This window comes from Eubacterium sp. BL-380-WT-2B (assembly GCF_009696115.1).
GTDB lineage: Bacteria > Bacillota > Clostridia > Eubacteriales > Eubacteriaceae > Eubacterium > Eubacterium callanderi.
The window spans coordinates 62937-79874 of the sequence record NZ_VUMP01000009.1; the positions used below are offsets into that span (position 1 = coordinate 62937).

Consider the following 16938-nt stretch of genomic DNA (forward strand, 5'->3'; position numbering starts at 1 on the left):
AACAATCAATCAGAGAAGGAAGTAAAAATGTCAGATAATACACAGAACATGGCGCAGTACATCGAAAAGGCCAATATCCTGGTCGAAGCGCTGCCTTATATCAAACAATTCAGAAAGAAAACAGTTGTCATCAAATACGGCGGCAGCTTTATGTATGACAATGATATTAAAAAATCCGTCATGGACGACATCGCCCTCATGAAGCTGGTAGGCCTGCGCCCTATTGTGGTCCACGGCGGCGGTAAGGACATCTCCGCATTTTTAAACAACCTGGATATCCAGACCGAGTTCATTGACGGTCTGCGCGTTACCAACGACGATGTCATCGAAGTGGCTGAGATGGTGCTCTCCGGTAAAATCAACAAGGAAATTGTCCAGCTTCTGGAAGACCGAGATATTACTGCGGTCGGCATCTCCGGTAAGGACGGCGGCATGCTTAAGGTGAGGAAGAAATTTGTCAATGGTCTGGACATCGGCTTTGTCGGCGATATTGTCAGGGTAAAGAGCGATCTCCTTCAGACATTGCTCAAAAGCGACTATATTCCAGTCATTGCCCCGATCGGGAGTGACAAATACGGGCAGAGCTACAACATAAACGCAGACCATGTGGCTTATGCCATCGCCAAAGAGCTGAAGGCTGAAAAGCTGGTTTACCTCACAGATACTGACGGGGTCTACATGGACGCCAACGATCCGGACTCCATTATCCGCAGGTTAGATGTCGATGAGGTTGAACGTCTTATTGAAGAGGGAATTATATCCGGCGGCATGATCCCGAAGGTGGAAAATTCTGTGGACGCGATTCGCTCCGGGGTCAATTCTGTCCATATACTGGACGGGAAGGTTGAACACTCTCTGCTGCTCGAACTCTTTACCGCGGCAGGCTGCGGGACAATGATCCGCCAATCGCTGACACAAGCATAAATATGAACATTTAGGAGATTAAAGACATGAACAAAAGTGAAGTGCTGATTAACCGGGCAGAGAAAGTAATCATGCCCACCTACGCACGGTTTCCCATTGCTTTCGAAAGTGGCAATGGCTGTGTTTTAAAAGATGTGAACGGAAAAGAATATCTGGATTGTGTAGCCGGCATCGCGGTAGACTGTCTGGGCCATAACCACCCGGGCCTCAATGCTGCCATCGCGGACCAATGCCAGAAAATCATGCATGTTTCCAATCTTTACTGGACTGAGCCTCAGATTGACGCGGCGGAAATGCTGGTAAAGGCCAGCGGGCTGGACAAGGTTTTTTTCTGTAACAGCGGTGCCGAAGCCAATGAAGCGGCCTTAAAGCTTGCGCGGATTTACGCCAAGCAGTTTAAAAGTGAAGACGCGGTTGAGATCATCGCCATGGATCATTCCTTCCACGGCCGTACATACGGCGCCATTACCGCCACAGGCCAGGAAAAATACCATAAGGGACTAGATCCCCTGCTGCCTGGAATTTCGCATGTTCCATTCAATGACTTTGATGCCTTGAAAGCAGCGGTGACTGATAAAACCTGCGCAGTGCTGCTTGAACCCATCCAGGGCGAGGGCGGTATTTATCCGGCTGATCATGAATATTTACAGGCAGTCCGCAAGCTCTGTGACGACGAAAACCTCGTCTTGATTTTTGATGAAGTTCAGTGTGGTATGGGCCGTTCCGGAAAATTCTTTGCTTACCAGCACTACAATCTGAAACCAGATGTCGTGTGTATGGCCAAGGGCATCGCAGGCGGTTTCCCCATGGGCGGCATCATCGCCTGTGATAAGGTGGCTCAGGTCTTTACACCAGGCACCCACGCCTCCACCTTTGGCGGTAATCCACTGGCCTCGGCTGCCTCCCGCTATGTATTGAGCGTGATCACCGGCGATGGTTTTCTGGACGAAGTAGCAGAAAAGGGAAGCTATCTGATGGAAAAGCTGCGTGTACTTAAAGAAGAACATAAATGCATTACGGATGTGCGTGGTATGGGGTTAATGATCGGAGTCGCTGTTTCAGTCCCTACTGGCGAAATTATAAACAAAGCGATGGAAAAAGGTCTTCTTTTAGTAGGAGCAGGTAGTGACGCCATAAGATTTGTTCCTCCATTAACTATTAATAAAGAGGAAATTGACCGGGCCGTCGAAATTTTTGAAGAATGTCTATAAATTTTTGTTGAAAACCCCTTTAACCCATGATAATATATTATCATGGGTTTTCTTTTAAATTTTTTTTTGAAACGAACGGGTGCAAAAGACAGTGTCTGTCTTTTATGTTAAAAACAAACCTGTAAACGTCAACAAAAAAGATTGCTTTTAAGTCCAATTATTTCTTTTGCTGCTGAAAGAATCTGGGTATAAAGACAGAAGCGGTCATAAAGAATAAAGAAAATCTGAATTTGTGTGAATTTGAGAGTAAAGGTGGTGATTAAATGTCGATTCTGGATTCAATCAACAAGGCTGAAGAGCGTGCAGCAGAAATGCGTTCGGAGGCAAAAGCAAAAGCGCGTGAAACCCTGCGTCAGGCCGAGGCCGAAGCCAGGGAAAAGGGCGACGCATTGATTCTTGAGGCCAAGGAAGCTTCTGAAGCAGTTCTTCTGCAGGAGGAGGCATTGGCCGAAAAAGAAATGGAACGCGTCCTTCACGATGCGGGTCTCGCAGATGAGAAGATGGCTGAAAATGCCAGGACTCGTGTCCCGAAGGCGGTTGAATTTATTTTGGAAAGGGTAGAAACGCAATGATTATTCCAATGAAAAAAGCAAAGCTCATTGCCCTGAAGGAAGATAAGGAAGCTCTTCTGCTTTCACTTCAGAGGTGCGGTGAGTTCATGGCTATTCCACCCGACGAAGAGACAGAACAAACCGCAAAAAATGAACAGATTGATTTAGACGTACAGCAGGCAGATGCCATGCTGCGGTTTATGCAGCGTTATCAGAAAAAGAAAAGCTTTTTCAGCGACCGCCCGGTATATGGTTACGATGAGTTTATTAAGCGTAACGAAAAGGGCGAAGCTCTGGTTCAGGAAACCTCAGCGATCTCGGATAAGCTTTCAGCAGCACATTCTGAAATTATGACGTTGAAATCCGAGTGCTCCCAGCTGGAGCCATGGCTTTCGATGGATGTTCCCATCGAAGAGCTGAGACCAACGCAGTACACCAATTTTCATATTGGGTATCTGCCACCTCTCGTACATGAAGAAATCGTTGCCGCTGTGGCGGAACACAATGCTGAAATTCAGCTTTTTGGAAAAACAGCTGAAGGCCAGGCAGCTCTGATTGTCTCCTTCATGGAGGACGATGCCGCTCTTTCAGACAATATCAAGGTTCTTGGTTTTGTAGAGGCATCCCTCCCGAGAGTAACAGGAACCGCGTCTGAAATCAGCAAGAGCAATCAGGAAAAAATTGAGCTTCTGGAAAAGGATATTGAATCCTATGAAAAACAGATGGCTGAGCTGGCCGGGTCACAGCAGGAGCTTGAACTTCTGAGTGAACAGTATAAAGCCGAGCAGGAACGCCAGTCTGTAAAGTTCATGGAAACGGTTGAAACAGTTTGTGTGGAAGGCTGGGTAAGAAATGACCGGATGGAATCGGTTGAAAATGCCGTCAGCCAGGTAACAGACGTATATGATCTGGAATACAGCGACCCAAAGGAAGGCGAACAGCCCCCGACAGCACTGAAAAATAAAAAGTTCTGGAAGCCTTTTGAGTCAATTACAGATATGTACTCCCCGCCAAAGCCGGGAACCATCGATCCTACACCAGTGTCCGCACCGTGGTTTTGGGTAATTTTCGGGATGATGATGGGGGACTTTGGCTACGGAGCGCTCATGGCCATTATCTTTGGACTCATGAAAAAGATCATGAAACCAAAGGGACAGTTTGGTATGCTGGTTACACTTTTGTTTTATTCCAGCATCACAACCATGATTTTTGGGATACTTTTCGGCAGCTATTTTGGCGAAACCTTTCATCCCATTCTCTTCTCGCCGCTGGATAACCCGGTAGCGATGCTGATCTTTTCTCTGGTGATCGGGGTGCTCCATATCTTCTCGGGTATGGCCATCAAAATCGTAGAGCAGGTCCGCGCCGGCCATGTGCTGGACGCGATCTTTGATCAGGTCAGCTGGATGCTGCTGATTGCCGGCGCAGGTTTGATCTTTTTAGAACAGACCAGAACCGTGGGAATGGTCCTCGCCATTGTGGGCGCGGTCATTATCCTCTTTACAGCAGGCCGTGAAAAGAAAAATATTGTGGGCAAGGCATTCGGCGGTATTATGGGACTTTATGATGTCACCAGCTACCTGAGTGATATTCTGTCCTATGCCCGTATTCTTGCTTTAGGACTGGCCACCGGCGTTATCGCCATGGTTATGAATATTCTGGCCGGAATGGTGCAGATCAATGTGCTCGGGTTTATCTTATCCCTTGTGATCTACTTTATCGGCCATGTTTTCAATATCACAATGAGTCTCCTGTCCGCTTATGTACACGACAGCCGTCTCCAGTATATTGAATTTTTTAATAAGTTTTACGATGGCGGTGGTTATAACTTCGAACCACTGGCAATTCAGACAAAATCAATAGATGTCATTGACAATTCTAAAGAAGTTTAGGAGGAATGAAATCATGTCTTTAGGTTTAGCATTAGCTATTTTTGGTGCAGCAATCGCTGCCGGTTTAGCAGGTATTGGTTCTGCCAAGGGTGTTCAGATTAGTGGTGAAGCCGCAGCAGGCGTTGTTGCGGAACGTCCGGAAATGTTCGGTAAAATGCTTGTACTCCAGGCACTGCCAGGCACACAGGGGATCTATGGCTTTCTGACAGCGGTTCTTATCATGGTTCAGATCGGTATTTTAGGGGGCACCCCTCTTGATTTAAGTTTATATCAGGGAATGTCTTTCCTGGCAGCCGGTTTCCCAATCGGCATCGTTGGCTTACTCTCCGGGATTGCCCAGGGGAAAGCCGCTGCAGCGTCTATTCATATGACCGCCAAGGATGAATCTGCTTTCGCAAAAGGGATCACCATTACCGCGATCGTAGAAACTTACGCGATCTTAGCCTTACTCGTATCCATCCTGTTAATCTACAGCATCCAGTTATAAAAACTGCAAAACACGTGAAAGTGAGGTGACAGCGTGTGAGTGCCGATAAAATTATTGAAAAAATCCTAGAAAAGGCCAATGAAGATGTGGCTTTGATCGAACAGGAAACGGCAGAAAAGGTTCAGTCCTCTGTGGCCGCCATTGAGCGCCGTACAGAGCTGACATTGAACGCGCTAAAAAATAAAGAAAAGGCCGATGTGGAGGAAGTCCACCGCAGAAGCCAGCTGATGACCCGTTTAGATTCCAGAAAAAACATTCTGGCCGTCAAACGTAAGGTTATCGATGAAGTTTTTGACAAAGCAAGAACAGCTCTCGACACTCTTGACGAAAGCCGCTACGAAGCGCTCGTGACAAAGATTGTCGTGAATGGCTCTGAAACCGGAACCGAAAAACTGCAAGTCCCAGAAAAGGATATGAAGCGGTACAGGGACGGTCTGCTGAACAAGCTGAACGCCGCCCTTAAGGAAGCCGGAAAAATTGGAGAGCTGACCCTTGACGAAACACCGGCATCTTTTAATTCCGGCGTTATGCTCATCGGTGAAATGAGCGATGTTAATGGCTCCTTCGATGTTCTCATCGATGACGCCCGCGAAAAATATGAGCGAGAGGTTGCAGAAATGCTTTTTGAAGTGGAGGTGTAGGCCATGTCTGAAACCAGTTATCCCTATGCAATAGGGCGTATCAAGGTGCAGGAAGCAGGCCTTATCGACCGGACACGCTGGAACCGCCTCTGGGAGGCCGATGAAACCGAAGCGCTCAAGCTCCTGGATGAAATCGGCTATGGCGCAGAAGCCAAGGACCACAGCCAGCTCGATAACCTGATTGACGCAGAGCTGACCAAAACCCGGAACCTCATCAATGAGATCACCCCGGATAAGACGGTAACGGATCTTCTGCTTATCCCAACAGATGTCCATAACATCAAAGCCATATTAAAAGGACAGCTGCAGCGGGTCGAAGTCGAAAACCTTCTGCTTGAAGGCGGCGGCATTCCGCTGGATATTCTTCAGAAAGCCCTGGAGCACGGTGATTACAGTCTTTTGCCGGAATGCTTCAGAGAGCCATTGAAGCGTCTTGAGGATGTCACCGACCCCAGAGTCATCAGTGTGACCATTGATAACGCGGCTTATGCACAGATTTTAGAAACCTTATCACAGCAGAAGCATTCAAGCGAGCTGCTGAAAAAATATTACAAAGCAAAAATTGATTTTACCAATATTCTGACAGTGCTCAGAGCCAATATTCTGGACTGGGGGACCTTCAAGGTAAAACCCCTGTTGATACCAGGCGGTGAAATCGAAGAAAAGGCACTGCTTGACGCAACGGATATTCCAAATGAACAGCTGGCAAAACAGCTGGGACACGGAGAACATAGCATTCTGATCAAGTCTGTTCTTGAACGCTATGCACAGGACGGAAATTTGTCAGAAGTCGAACAGAAGTTTGAAGATGCGGCTTTCAACATGATTCACGAACGAAGGAGTGATTCCTTCAGCATCGGCCCCATCGCAAACTACCTGTTCCAACGTCAGGCTGAAGGAAAGGCCCTTCGGGTCATGTTTGCGGGTAAACGCTCCGGTATTAAAATACCGCTCGCGGAACTCGGCGTTATTTAGGAGGAAATCATGAGTGAGCAAGCTAAATTAGCCGTTATCGGCGATCAGGATTCCATCATGGTTTTCCAGGCGCTTGGAGTTCGCACCGTTTATGCCAATGCAGCGAAGGATATCGAAAAAGCCATCCACGCGCTGGCCAAAGAAGAAACAGCTGTCATTTACATTACCGAACAGGCCGCCGCCCTGGTGCCGGGAGCCATTGAAAAGTATAAAACAGAGCCCTTTCCAGCCATCATCCCAATTCCAAACCGTTTTGGAACCAACGGATTAGGCATGAAGGGGATTCAGGATAACATTGAAAAAGCCATTGGCGCAGATATTTTATAAACTATAGAAAGGGGTGGATAGAACGATGATTCAGCCCAATGAACAATCAACCATGAAGCAAGTAGGGACAATTGTCAAGGTTGCCGGTCCGCTGATTGTAGCAACCGGACTAGCCGATGTTCAGATGTTTGACGTTGTCCGAGTCAGTGAAAAACGACTCATTGGTGAAGTAATTGAATTAAGAGGTGACAGAGCCTCTATCCAGGTATATGAAGAAACCGCCGGCCTAGGCCCAGGCGAACCCGTATATGTGACAGGTGAACCCCTGTCCGTTGATTTGGCCCCTGGCCTGATTGAAAGTATTTTTGACGGTATCCAGAGACCGCTGACCACCATTTACAACGAATCCGGAGACCGTATCAGCAGAGGGATTGATGTTCCCAAGCTTGACCGCGAAAAGAAATGGCCTTTTGTACCGGCCTGCCAGAAGGGCGATGTGCTAAAACCTGGCGATGTGATCGGTACTGTGCAGGAAACACCGGCAGTGCTTCAGAAAATCATGATGCCGCCAAAACTGGAAGGAACCGTTGATTGGGTTTTCGACGGTGAAGCCAATATTGTCGAACCCATTGCCAGAATTAAGAAAAAGGACGGAGAAATCGTAGAAGTGCCCATGCTCAGAAGCTGGCCAGTGCGACGCGGCCGTCCCTATACAGAAAAAATCGCCCCCGATGAACCTATGGTCACCGGCCAGCGCGTCATTGACACGCTGTTCCCGATCGCTAAGGGCGGTATCGCCGCTATTCCAGGGCCATTTGGTTCCGGTAAAACCGTTGTACAGCATCAGCTGGCAAAATGGGCCGATGCCGACATCATTGTCTACATTGGCTGTGGCGAACGTGGTAATGAAATGACCGATGTTCTGATGGAATTCCCGGAACTGCATGACCCGCGTACCGGCCTGTCCCTGATGAAGCGTACCGTTCTTATCGCAAATACCTCAGATATGCCCGTAGCCGCCCGTGAAGCATCCATCTATACCGGTATCACAATCGCGGAATACTTCCGTGATATGGGCTATAAAGTGGCAATTATGGCCGACTCCACATCACGCTGGGCCGAGGCGCTGCGTGAAATGTCCGGCCGTCTTGAAGAAATGCCCGGTGAAGAAGGCTACCCGGCCTATCTTTCCTCCAGACTGGCAGAATTCTACGAACGTGCAGGCTTTGTCAAATGCCTTGGCTCAGAAGATCGTTATGGCGCTATTTCCGCCATCGGGGCTGTATCACCTCCGGGTGGTGACATCTCCGAACCAGTATCCCAGGCAACCCTGCGTATCGTTAAGGTATTCTGGAGCCTGAACGCCAACCTGGCGTACAAACGTCACTTCCCAGCCATTGACTGGCTGCAGAGCTACTCGCTGTACAGTGACAAAATGAATGTTTATTTTGACAAATCAGTTGAGACCGACTGGTCTGTTCATGTTCGCCAGACCATGCAGATCCTCCAGGAAGAAGCTGAGCTGGATGAAATTGTCCGTCTCGTCGGGGTAGACGCCCTGGGCTTTAAGGACCGCCTGACACTGGAGTGTGCTCAGTCGATCCGTGAGGATTACCTGCACCAGTCTGCTTTTGACGATGTTGACACCTACTCTTCACTTGAAAAACAATACGCCATGCTGAGCATGATTCTGGCCTGGTACGAAAAAGGCGTTGCCGCCCTTGAATTGAACGTGCCCTTTGCTAAAATCATCACCATGGATATCCGGGAAAAAATTGCCCGTATGAAATACGTACCGGAAGACCAGAAAGAAGAACGCTTCCCGGCCATTGCCGCCGAAATGGAAGCTGAGTTCTTAGCACTGATGGAAGGAAGTGGTGACGATGAATAAAGAGTACAAAACCATTAGTGAAGTCGTCGGCCCATTGATGCTGGTCGACCATGTGGAAGGTGTAAAATACGACGAGCTGGTCGAAATCGAGCAGGCTGATGGTGAAAAACGTCTTGGTAAAGTTCTCGAGGTCAATGGTGATAAAGCCATGGTACAGCTCTATGAAAGCTCCCAGGGCCTGCGAATCTCAAACTCAAAGGTACGTTTCCAGGGCCACGGCATTGAGCTCGGCGTGAGCAAGGATATGCTTGGCCGTGTATTTGACGGTATGGGACGCCCAACCGACGGTGGACCGGAAATTATTCCGGAAAAGAAACTGGACATCAACGGTTCACCAATGAATCCGGTTGCCCGCGACTATCCTGCTGAGTTTATTCAGACAGGCGTTTCTGCCATCGATGGTCTGAACACTCTGGTTCGTGGACAAAAACTGCCAGTATTCTCCGGCTCCGGTCTGCCGCACGCGCAGCTGGCGGCTCAGATTGCCCGCCAGGCCCGCGTTCTCGACAACGATGAAGGTTTTGCCGTTGTCTTTGCCGCCATCGGGATCACCTTTGAAGAAGCAGACTTCTTCGTCAAGGATTTCCGCCGTACAGGCGCTATCGAACGTGCAGTGCTGTTTATGAACTACGCCAACGACCCAGCTGTCGAACGTATCTCCACGCCGCGTATGGCAATCACCTGTGCCGAGTATCTGGCCTATGAGCTGGATATGCAGGTGCTGGTCATTCTGACCGATATCACCAACTACGCCGAGGCACTGCGTGAAGTCTCCGCAGCCCGAAAGGAAGTCCCAGGCCGCCGTGGCTATCCTGGCTACCTGTATACTGACCTTGCGACCCTGTATGAACGTGCCGGCCGTATGCGCGGTAAAAAAGGCTCCATAACCCAGATTCCAATCCTCTCCATGCCTGAGGATGACAAGACCCACCCGATCCCTGACTTAACCGGGTACATCACCGAAGGCCAGATTATCTTATCCAGAGATCTGTACAGAAGAGGGATTGAGCCTCCCATCGACGTACTGCCGTCGCTCAGCCGTCTGAAGGATAAGGGGATCGGGGAAGGCAAGACCCGTAAGGATCATGCGGATACCATGAACCAGCTGTTCTCAGCCTATGCCCGTGGGAAGGACGCCAAGGAGCTGGCCGTTATCCTGGGGGACGCAGCGCTGTCGGATGTCGATAAAATCTACGCGCGCTTTGCCACAGAATTTGAGGAACGCTATGTATCCCAGGGCTTTGAGACCAACCGGACCATCGAAGAAACCCTAACCATTGGCTGGGAGCTTTTATCCATCCTGCCGCGTACAGAGCTCAAACGTATTAAGGACGAATATATTGATGAATACATTCCCTCTCCGCTAAGTGAAGACGATGATATCATAGACGAGGAGGAATAAGCCATGGCTATTCGTGTAAATCCTACCCGGATGGAGCTGACCCGTCTCAAGAAAAGGCTTAAGACAGCCACAAGAGGCCATAAGCTCTTAAAGGATAAACGGGACGAAATGGTAAGGCGTTTTATGGGATATATCCGCAGAAATAAAGAACTCCGGGAAGAAATTGAAGAGCAGCTGGGTGCTGCCATGGGACGTTTTGCCATTGCCGGCGCCAGAATGGGTGAGGCAGCGGTAACCGAGGCGCTCTTGTGTCCGGCCCGTGAAGCGACCATAGAGCTTGGAAAACAAAATATCATGAATGTCGATGTGCCGACCATCAAGTACACAGCCATTGAGGGCGGTACAGATCTGCCGTACGGCTTTGCCTTTACATCAGGCGAGCTGGATGGGGCGGTACTGGACATGGCAGCCCTTTTACCGCTGCTCATCGAGCTGGCAGAGGTTGAAAAAACCTGTAACATGCTGGCTGATGAAATCGAAAAGACAAGACGCCGTGTCAACGCACTGGAACACGTCATGATTCCGGAAATGCTGGAAACCATCAAGTATATTACCATGAAGCTGGAAGATAACGAGCGTGGAAACATTACCCGTTTGATGAAGGTTAAGGAAATGATGGTAGCGGAAAATCAAAATTAATACGTTTCGTAATTAATTTTAGAAAATATAAAAATAGTCATTGCGCAACGATATGCAATGACTATTTTTTTTTATTTTACAGATTTGGTAAGCACAGCACAATTTTGCGCTGTGCCCTTTAAAAAACAAAAACATAAAATGCAAAATTAACACAATTCTGGTAGAAATCGCTTTACAAACAACAAATAATTAGTGTATAATAAACCCATAGTATAGTAATGATTACATTGATTTCAAATGGTTACCATGTCCTGAAACATCTACTCCATTTAAAAACTGAATCAGACCCTGTACAAGAAATTTTAAATGGAGGTAACTAGACACAATGGAAGATAAAACTTTAGTTTGTCAGGATTGTGGTGCTGAATTTGTATTCACTGTTGGTGAACAGGAATTTTACAAAGAAAAAGGCTTCGATAACGAACCTAAAAGATGTAAAGAATGCAGATCTAAAAGAAAACAGTCTACCAGAAGACCAAGAAACGAGTTCTAGGACTGTCCCAAATGGAATTTAAAGATCCCTCCGGGGATCTTTTTTAATGAAAAATATCATTAAGGATGACATACTGTTTATGGACAAACACTACGTGTATATATTAAAATGTAAAGATAGCAGCCTGTATACAGGTTGGACAACCGACATCGAAAAGCGCCTGAAAGCCCACAACAGCGGCAAAGGTGCCAAGTATACTAAAAGCCGCAAACCGGTTGAGCTGGTATACAAAGAGGAATTTGACAATAAAAGCGACGCGCTGCGGCGTGAAGCCGCGATCAAAAGCCTCACCCGTAAGCAAAAGCTGGCGCTCATTAATAAACATTAGAGAGGTACGTAGAATGGATAATGTAGTAAATGATCTGACCGTGCATCAGACTCTGGCAAACGGCAACGCCATTCTGATTTTTTATGATATTTTTGTCCTCTGTCTTTTTCTGTTTGAGGTGTTTTTATATATCAACAGAGAGCACTACAAAGCTCTTCTGCGCAAGAATATGGAAGCCGGGACACGGATCCGTCCAGTGCGCCGCTATCTCCTAAAATTAACCCGCTATTACGACCGTCACGGGCTTCTGACCGTAAACGCCCTGCTTTTAGTCATCTCGGTTATTGCTATCTCCATGAGCCATATGGTCACTGTGCGCGAGATTCTGGGTTTGGTGGCTACTTTCATCATCTTCATTGTTATCATGTATTTTGTGCAAAAGCTTTTTGTAGGGCTTGATCAATTTGAGGATGACATGGTCAGCCGTTATGTCGATGTTATTTTTTATCTGCTGCTGGGCCATTCCTTTGTCTATTTTGCCAGCTTTGTATCCCGGCCAAGCCTTCTCCTGACCTTTATCGGACTCCTTTTCGCCCTGTTTTTGTGCTTTTCTGTCATGATCCGCGCCATTATCAATCCCAACATTTTGATGAAGCCCACCAATGAACGGCGCAGAAACCGCGAGGCTTTTGGTATCATAAAGGGTATGGGCGCCTTGATGGGATGTGAGCTGGGAATCCTGTATTTAATGATCTACAGCTGCTGGAAAACCAACCCCTTTTTCTTTCAGCACGCCACAGAACGGCCTCTAGACTATCTGGACCTGCTCTATTATCTGTTTGTATCCTTTTCTACCATCGGATATGGCGATATTTACCCGGTTCGCGTGGAAGGCATGTTTTACAGCCAGTTTACCGCCATTGTTATTTCAGTTACCAGCATTTTCAGCACAGCCTGCTTTGTCGGCGCCATTATTTCCGGCGCTTACAGCATCGGCCAACAAAACCGGGAAAAACAGGCGAGGGAAGAAGATACAAAGGAAAAACTAATTGACCAAACCATTAAAGAAGAGGAAGAATCGTGACAAAACATAAATTTTTAGGCCTGCTGCTGACTGCAGTCTTTCTTGCTTTCTCGGTGTTCGGATGCTCCGCGCTTAAGGAGGACCCCGGGCTTTCCGTCTATGCCGATGGAACGCTGCGGGTTCACTATATTGATGTGGGGCAGGGCGACTGTACCCTGCTCCAGACACCAGACAATAAAAATATCCTGATTGATACGGGCAATCCAGAGAATTATGATACCATCAATATTTACCTGAAGGCCCAAAAAGTCGAAAAGCTTGACGTCATGCTCATCACCCATCCGCACAGTGACCATATGGGGTCTGCTGAAAAAATTCTAAAAAACTATGCTGTCGAAAGTGTCTATTTACCAAAGGTTGCACACAATACGATGCTGTTTGAAAACTTTATGAAAGCCCTTAGTGAAAAGGGCTTAAAAGCCAATGCTGCCTATGCCGGCGTCAGTATTCCGGCAGGCGATGCTGTCTCCATTGATCTTTTTTCTCCGATTGAGGGGAAAAGCTATACGGAGCTCAATGACTATTCACCCATCGCCAGGGTAGCCTATGGCGAGACATCATTCTTATTTACCGGTGACGGGGAAAATGAAGATGAGCAGGATGCCATCGCTCAGGCAGGGTTAAAGCTTAAAAGCGATGTTCTCAAGGTTGGCCATCATGGAAGCGACACCTCTACCGGAGAGCTTTTTCTTTCTCTTATTAATCCGCAGTATGCGGTGATCAGTGTTGGCAGGGATAACACCTATGGTCATCCGAGCGAAAATACTTTAAACAAACTGAGGGGAAAAACCATTTTCCAAACGGATAGAGAGGGCAATGTGGTGGCCATCAGCGACGGCCAGGGGATCAGCTTCATCACACAAAACAGCGGAAAAATGGAAACCCCGGCGTCTGCTGATGAATCCCCGGCCATCTCGGCAAAACCTATCGTCTATATTGGAAACACAAAAACTAAAAAATTTCATCTTCCAAGCTGCAGCGGGCTGCCAAAAGCCGATAATCAGACCACTTTTAAGTCGCGTGATGATGCGGTGGGGCAGGGCTATACGCCCTGTGGGATCTGCAAGCCATGATGAATTGAAGACGAGGAAAGGAATCGATCATATGGGAATTTTTAAAAAATTATTTGGCGGCAAGGCCTCTTACAAACCCGGAAAACTGGATTTAAGCCGTCCTGTACCGCTCGGCGAAATTTTTCCGGATGTCAATCTCGCACACAGCGTGTTAAATGAGCTTAATAAACGTGCGGGAAAAAAGTTATCAAACATTAACGAGGCAGTGACCATTGATGATTTAAAGGAAGTCCGCAGTCTGAAGGCGTCAGGCATGGAGATTCGTTCATTGGAGGGCATGGAATATTTATTCAAGCTACAGGAAGCAGATCTGAGCCATAACCTTATTCAGGAAATTCCCTTTAGCCTTGAGGATGTCACTCGTCTGAATAACAAATATAAAGGCGGCTTTATCTTAAGCCTCTACTCTTTTGTGCTTGATCTGAGCGATAACCGCTTCGCCGCAGTGCCTGACCTGGTTGTCCAGTACCGGGCCAAAGAAAGAAACCTGTTCATTGACCTGAGTGATAACCCGGTAATTGATCCTGAGGTCAAAAATCCTTCCGCCGAAGGCTGTGCCGAAGTCATTAAAAAGCATCACTCCGAATTGTCTGTTAAAGATTTTTCATGGCTGTTGTATTATATCAATGCCTACTATCTTGTAAAAACCCAGAAAGGACTCTCAGGTTATTCTGAAACGACTCCCGGGGATTTCACAACAGAGCCTCTTGCTTTTACCAGAGAATCAGAGCAGGTGCTTAAAAACACCATTTATCCAGAAGGCTTTAACGACCAGCACAATTTTGCGCTGGTCAATGACCGCGGGAGAGCCGCTGTCTCAGTAAAAAAGGCCGAACAGGATGCCATCAAAAAGATCATTGATTTTAAGCTGAAGGACGGACTTCTGCCGACAGGAGCTGACGAACCTTTTAACGCGACTGCTGACGGCGAAACCGTCAATGAAGCGGCTGTTTTAAATTACTATAACGAAAACACCGATAAACTCTGTCCTGAGCTGTTTTCTGATGAAATTTTATCTGACAGCCTCTCCGCAGATAAAAAGCGCGTTTTTGAACAGAAAAAACTTTTAAAGGAAGCAACCGATTGTCTTGATACAGCCATTCATAACACGAAGAACTCCGAAGTTTCAGAAAAGCTTAAAACCATCAAAAACCTTACGGAAAAAATCATGGGCCATATGGAGGAAAATCCAAAGGAGTATCATTTTTCTTTTGAGATCAACTACCTCCCTATGACACTGGACATCATACGGTCCTATAATAATCTCAACCAGACTGAGTCAGAGACAGATGAAAACAGACAGGCAAGGGAAAAGATCGAGGCCAGCCTTGACATGATCATCGAGGCTTTCAGCAACTATATCAGCCAGTTTGAACAAAACGCCACCATTGATCTCCATTCTGATATTGATTCGCTTTTATCCCTGTTTGAAAGCCATGGCTTAACCGATAAAAAATAAAAAAAGAAAAGCACTTGCGGGCCTTTCAGGCTGCAGGTGCTTTTCTTTTTATCCGTTTTTACTGTAAATTGTCTTTGAGCCGGTATCCGGCATCCTTAAGGGCATTTTCAATTTGGTGGATATGGTCATAATTGCGTGTTTCAAGCTCGATCCTGAGGTAGCAGCCGTTCACATCCGCGTTCTCGCTGGCACGTTCATGGTGGATGGACACCACGTTGCCGCCCATGTCGGCGATGATAGCAGATACGCCCTTCAGCTGTCCGGGTTTATCGACCAGCTCAATATTTAATGAACAGGTACGGCCCGATTTCAGGAGACCGCGTTTGATAACCCGTGAAAGGATCGTGACATCAATATTGCCGCCTGACAGTAAACAGACCACCTTTTTGCCCTTGATGGGAAACTTGTTGAACAGAGCGGCCGCAACAGATACGGCGCCAGCGCCTTCTGTAATCAGCTTCTGCTGTTCAATGAGGGTAAGAATTGCAGTTGATATCTCATCGTCTGTGACCGTGGCGATTTCATCCACATATTGCCCGCAGATCTCAAAGGTATGCTGGCCCGGTTCCTTTACCGCAATGCCGTCCGCAATGGTGGACACCTCATCCAGGCGCTCAATCTGTTTATCGACAATGGAGTTGAGCATACTCGGAGCCCCGCTTGCCTGCACGCCATAGATCTTGATATTCGGATTTAAGGATTTGATGGCAAAGGCAATGCCCGAGATCAACCCGCCGCCGCCAATTGGAACAATCACCGCATCCATATCCGGAAGCTGATCCAGTAACTCAAGGCCAATGGTTCCCTGACCGGCGATAACATTCTCATCATCAAAGGGATGGATAAAAGTATAGCCCATTTCCTGCTGGAGCTCCAGAGCTTTCTGATACGCGTCGTCATAGACACCCTCAACAAGACAGACATCAGCGCCATAATGCTTCGTAGCCTCAACTTTTGAAATCGGAGCGCCGTCTGGCAGGCATATCAGGGATTTAATACCATTTTTAGTCGCGGCCAGGGCCATACCCTGGGCATGGTTTCCGGCCGAGCAGGCAATAACGCCTTTTTCCTTTTCCGCATCGGTCAGCTGGGAGATTTTATAGTAAGCGCCCCTTACCTTAAAAGAGCCGGTCACCTGGAGATTTTCGGTTTTTAAATAAATTTTTCCATCCGATTTGATCCCCGGGGCGTATATCAAATCTGTTGGTCGAATCACTTTTTTTAACGTATAGGAAGCATGATAGATTTTATCGAGTGTCAGCATGGTTTTCCTTTCTTTCAATCATTCTTTTTAAGCTACTAACTGCTAATATACCTCTTGTAAATTTTTTTGTCAAGAAGTTTGGAAATATGATTGGACTTATGCGCTGCCTTATATTATAATTTTATAGTTGAAGCCAAACTGGATACCTGTGGTTCGGAAGGCTGAAGCAGTACTTCTGTCTTAGGACAGGGGATGAAAACAGGAGGAATCATCATGACTGGGATTGTGGACCGGATTGAAGGTACAGTAGCCGTCATTGAGCGTGAGGACGGTGTTTTTATAAGCGAACCGGTCTCAAGCTATAGAGCGCCCATTAAAGAAGGATATAAAGTCGACCTGGAGCGTCATAAAGTTTTAGTATCTGATTTTAATAAAGATGATTTGTCTGGCATTAACCAATATTTTAACGATTAGTTT

At 47.2% G+C, this 16938-nt stretch carries 18 protein-coding genes; 17 read left to right on the forward strand and 1 reads right to left on the reverse strand.

Translation table 11 applies throughout. From position 1 onward, the window contains the following. Positions 1 to 27: 27 nt before the first annotated feature. From argB to FYJ53_RS17685, 16 genes are all read left to right on the forward strand, one after another. Positions 28 to 924, forward strand: coding sequence for an acetylglutamate kinase (argB, locus tag FYJ53_RS17610; protein WP_013380485.1), 897 nt, complete (start codon positions 28 to 30; stop codon positions 922 to 924). Between the two features lie 26 nt (positions 925 to 950). Beyond that, complete coding sequence (locus tag FYJ53_RS17615) at positions 951 to 2135, forward strand: acetylornithine transaminase (RefSeq protein ID WP_090412430.1); 1185 nt, start codon at positions 951 to 953, stop codon at positions 2133 to 2135. Positions 2136 to 2398: 263 nt separating this feature from the next. Beyond that, on the forward strand, positions 2399 to 2707 hold the full coding sequence (locus FYJ53_RS17620; protein ID WP_013380488.1) for a hypothetical protein: 309 nt from the start codon (positions 2399 to 2401) through the stop codon (positions 2705 to 2707). Then, positions 2704 to 4578, forward strand: coding sequence for a V-type ATP synthase subunit I (locus tag FYJ53_RS17625; RefSeq protein ID WP_154557546.1), 1875 nt, complete (start codon positions 2704 to 2706; stop codon positions 4576 to 4578). Before FYJ53_RS17620 ends, FYJ53_RS17625 begins: the two co-directional genes overlap by 4 nt. 10 nt (positions 4579 to 4588) lie before the next feature. Further along, the gene (locus FYJ53_RS17630) at positions 4589 to 5065 is read left to right on the forward strand and encodes a V-type ATP synthase subunit K (protein WP_333519699.1); all 477 of its coding nucleotides are present in this window, start codon (positions 4589 to 4591) and stop codon (positions 5063 to 5065) included. A 35-nt stretch (positions 5066 to 5100) separates the two neighbouring features. Then, a complete protein-coding gene (locus FYJ53_RS17635) occupies positions 5101 to 5706 on the forward strand; it encodes a V-type ATP synthase subunit E (protein WP_148428941.1) in 606 nt (201 codons plus the stop codon). A gap of 3 nt (positions 5707 to 5709) precedes the next feature. Continuing rightward, complete coding sequence (locus FYJ53_RS17640; RefSeq protein WP_148428943.1) at positions 5710 to 6681, forward strand: V-type ATPase subunit; 972 nt, start codon at positions 5710 to 5712, stop codon at positions 6679 to 6681. 9 nt (positions 6682 to 6690) lie between these two features. Continuing rightward, complete coding sequence (locus FYJ53_RS17645; RefSeq protein WP_154557547.1) at positions 6691 to 7008, forward strand: V-type ATP synthase subunit F; 318 nt, start codon at positions 6691 to 6693, stop codon at positions 7006 to 7008. A gap of 25 nt (positions 7009 to 7033) precedes the next feature. Continuing rightward, positions 7034 to 8839 carry a V-type ATP synthase subunit A gene (locus tag FYJ53_RS17650; RefSeq protein ID WP_148428945.1) on the forward strand — a complete coding sequence of 602 codons (1806 nt, stop codon included), beginning with the start codon at positions 7034 to 7036 and terminating at the stop codon, positions 8837 to 8839. Then, on the forward strand, positions 8832 to 10241 hold the full coding sequence (locus FYJ53_RS17655; protein WP_013380495.1) for a V-type ATP synthase subunit B: 1410 nt from the start codon (positions 8832 to 8834) through the stop codon (positions 10239 to 10241). Before FYJ53_RS17650 ends, FYJ53_RS17655 begins: the two co-directional genes overlap by 8 nt. Before the next feature lie 3 nt (positions 10242 to 10244). Continuing rightward, a complete protein-coding gene (locus FYJ53_RS17660; RefSeq protein ID WP_058694606.1) occupies positions 10245 to 10880 on the forward strand; it encodes a V-type ATP synthase subunit D in 636 nt (211 codons plus the stop codon). A gap of 325 nt (positions 10881 to 11205) precedes the next feature. Continuing rightward, a complete protein-coding gene (locus FYJ53_RS17665; protein ID WP_013380498.1) occupies positions 11206 to 11373 on the forward strand; it encodes a zinc-ribbon domain-containing protein in 168 nt (55 codons plus the stop codon). 46 nt (positions 11374 to 11419) lie between these two features. Beyond that, the gene (locus FYJ53_RS17670) at positions 11420 to 11701 is read left to right on the forward strand and encodes a GIY-YIG nuclease family protein (protein WP_013380499.1); all 282 of its coding nucleotides are present in this window, start codon (positions 11420 to 11422) and stop codon (positions 11699 to 11701) included. A 13-nt stretch (positions 11702 to 11714) separates the two neighbouring features. Further along, the gene (locus FYJ53_RS17675; RefSeq protein ID WP_154557548.1) at positions 11715 to 12725 is read left to right on the forward strand and encodes an ion channel; all 1011 of its coding nucleotides are present in this window, start codon (positions 11715 to 11717) and stop codon (positions 12723 to 12725) included. Beyond that, entirely contained in the window at positions 12722 to 13798 is a 1077-nt protein-coding gene (locus FYJ53_RS17680; protein ID WP_154557549.1) for a ComEC/Rec2 family competence protein, read from the forward strand. The genes FYJ53_RS17675 and FYJ53_RS17680 overlap by 4 nt, the downstream gene beginning before the upstream one ends. 31 nt (positions 13799 to 13829) lie before the next feature. Further along, the gene (locus tag FYJ53_RS17685) at positions 13830 to 15257 is read left to right on the forward strand and encodes a 5-bromo-4-chloroindolyl phosphate hydrolysis family protein (RefSeq protein ID WP_180492979.1); all 1428 of its coding nucleotides are present in this window, start codon (positions 13830 to 13832) and stop codon (positions 15255 to 15257) included. Between the two features lie 58 nt (positions 15258 to 15315). On the opposite strand, the gene ilvA is transcribed toward FYJ53_RS17685, so the two are convergent. Beyond that, a complete protein-coding gene (ilvA, locus tag FYJ53_RS17690; RefSeq protein ID WP_154557551.1) occupies positions 15316 to 16521 on the reverse strand; it encodes a threonine ammonia-lyase in 1206 nt (401 codons plus the stop codon). Positions 16522 to 16734: 213 nt separating this feature from the next. Between ilvA and FYJ53_RS17695 the strand changes: the two genes are divergently transcribed. Beyond that, a complete protein-coding gene (locus tag FYJ53_RS17695) occupies positions 16735 to 16935 on the forward strand; it encodes a DUF3006 domain-containing protein (protein ID WP_154557552.1) in 201 nt (66 codons plus the stop codon). Positions 16936 to 16938 lie beyond the last annotated feature (3 nt).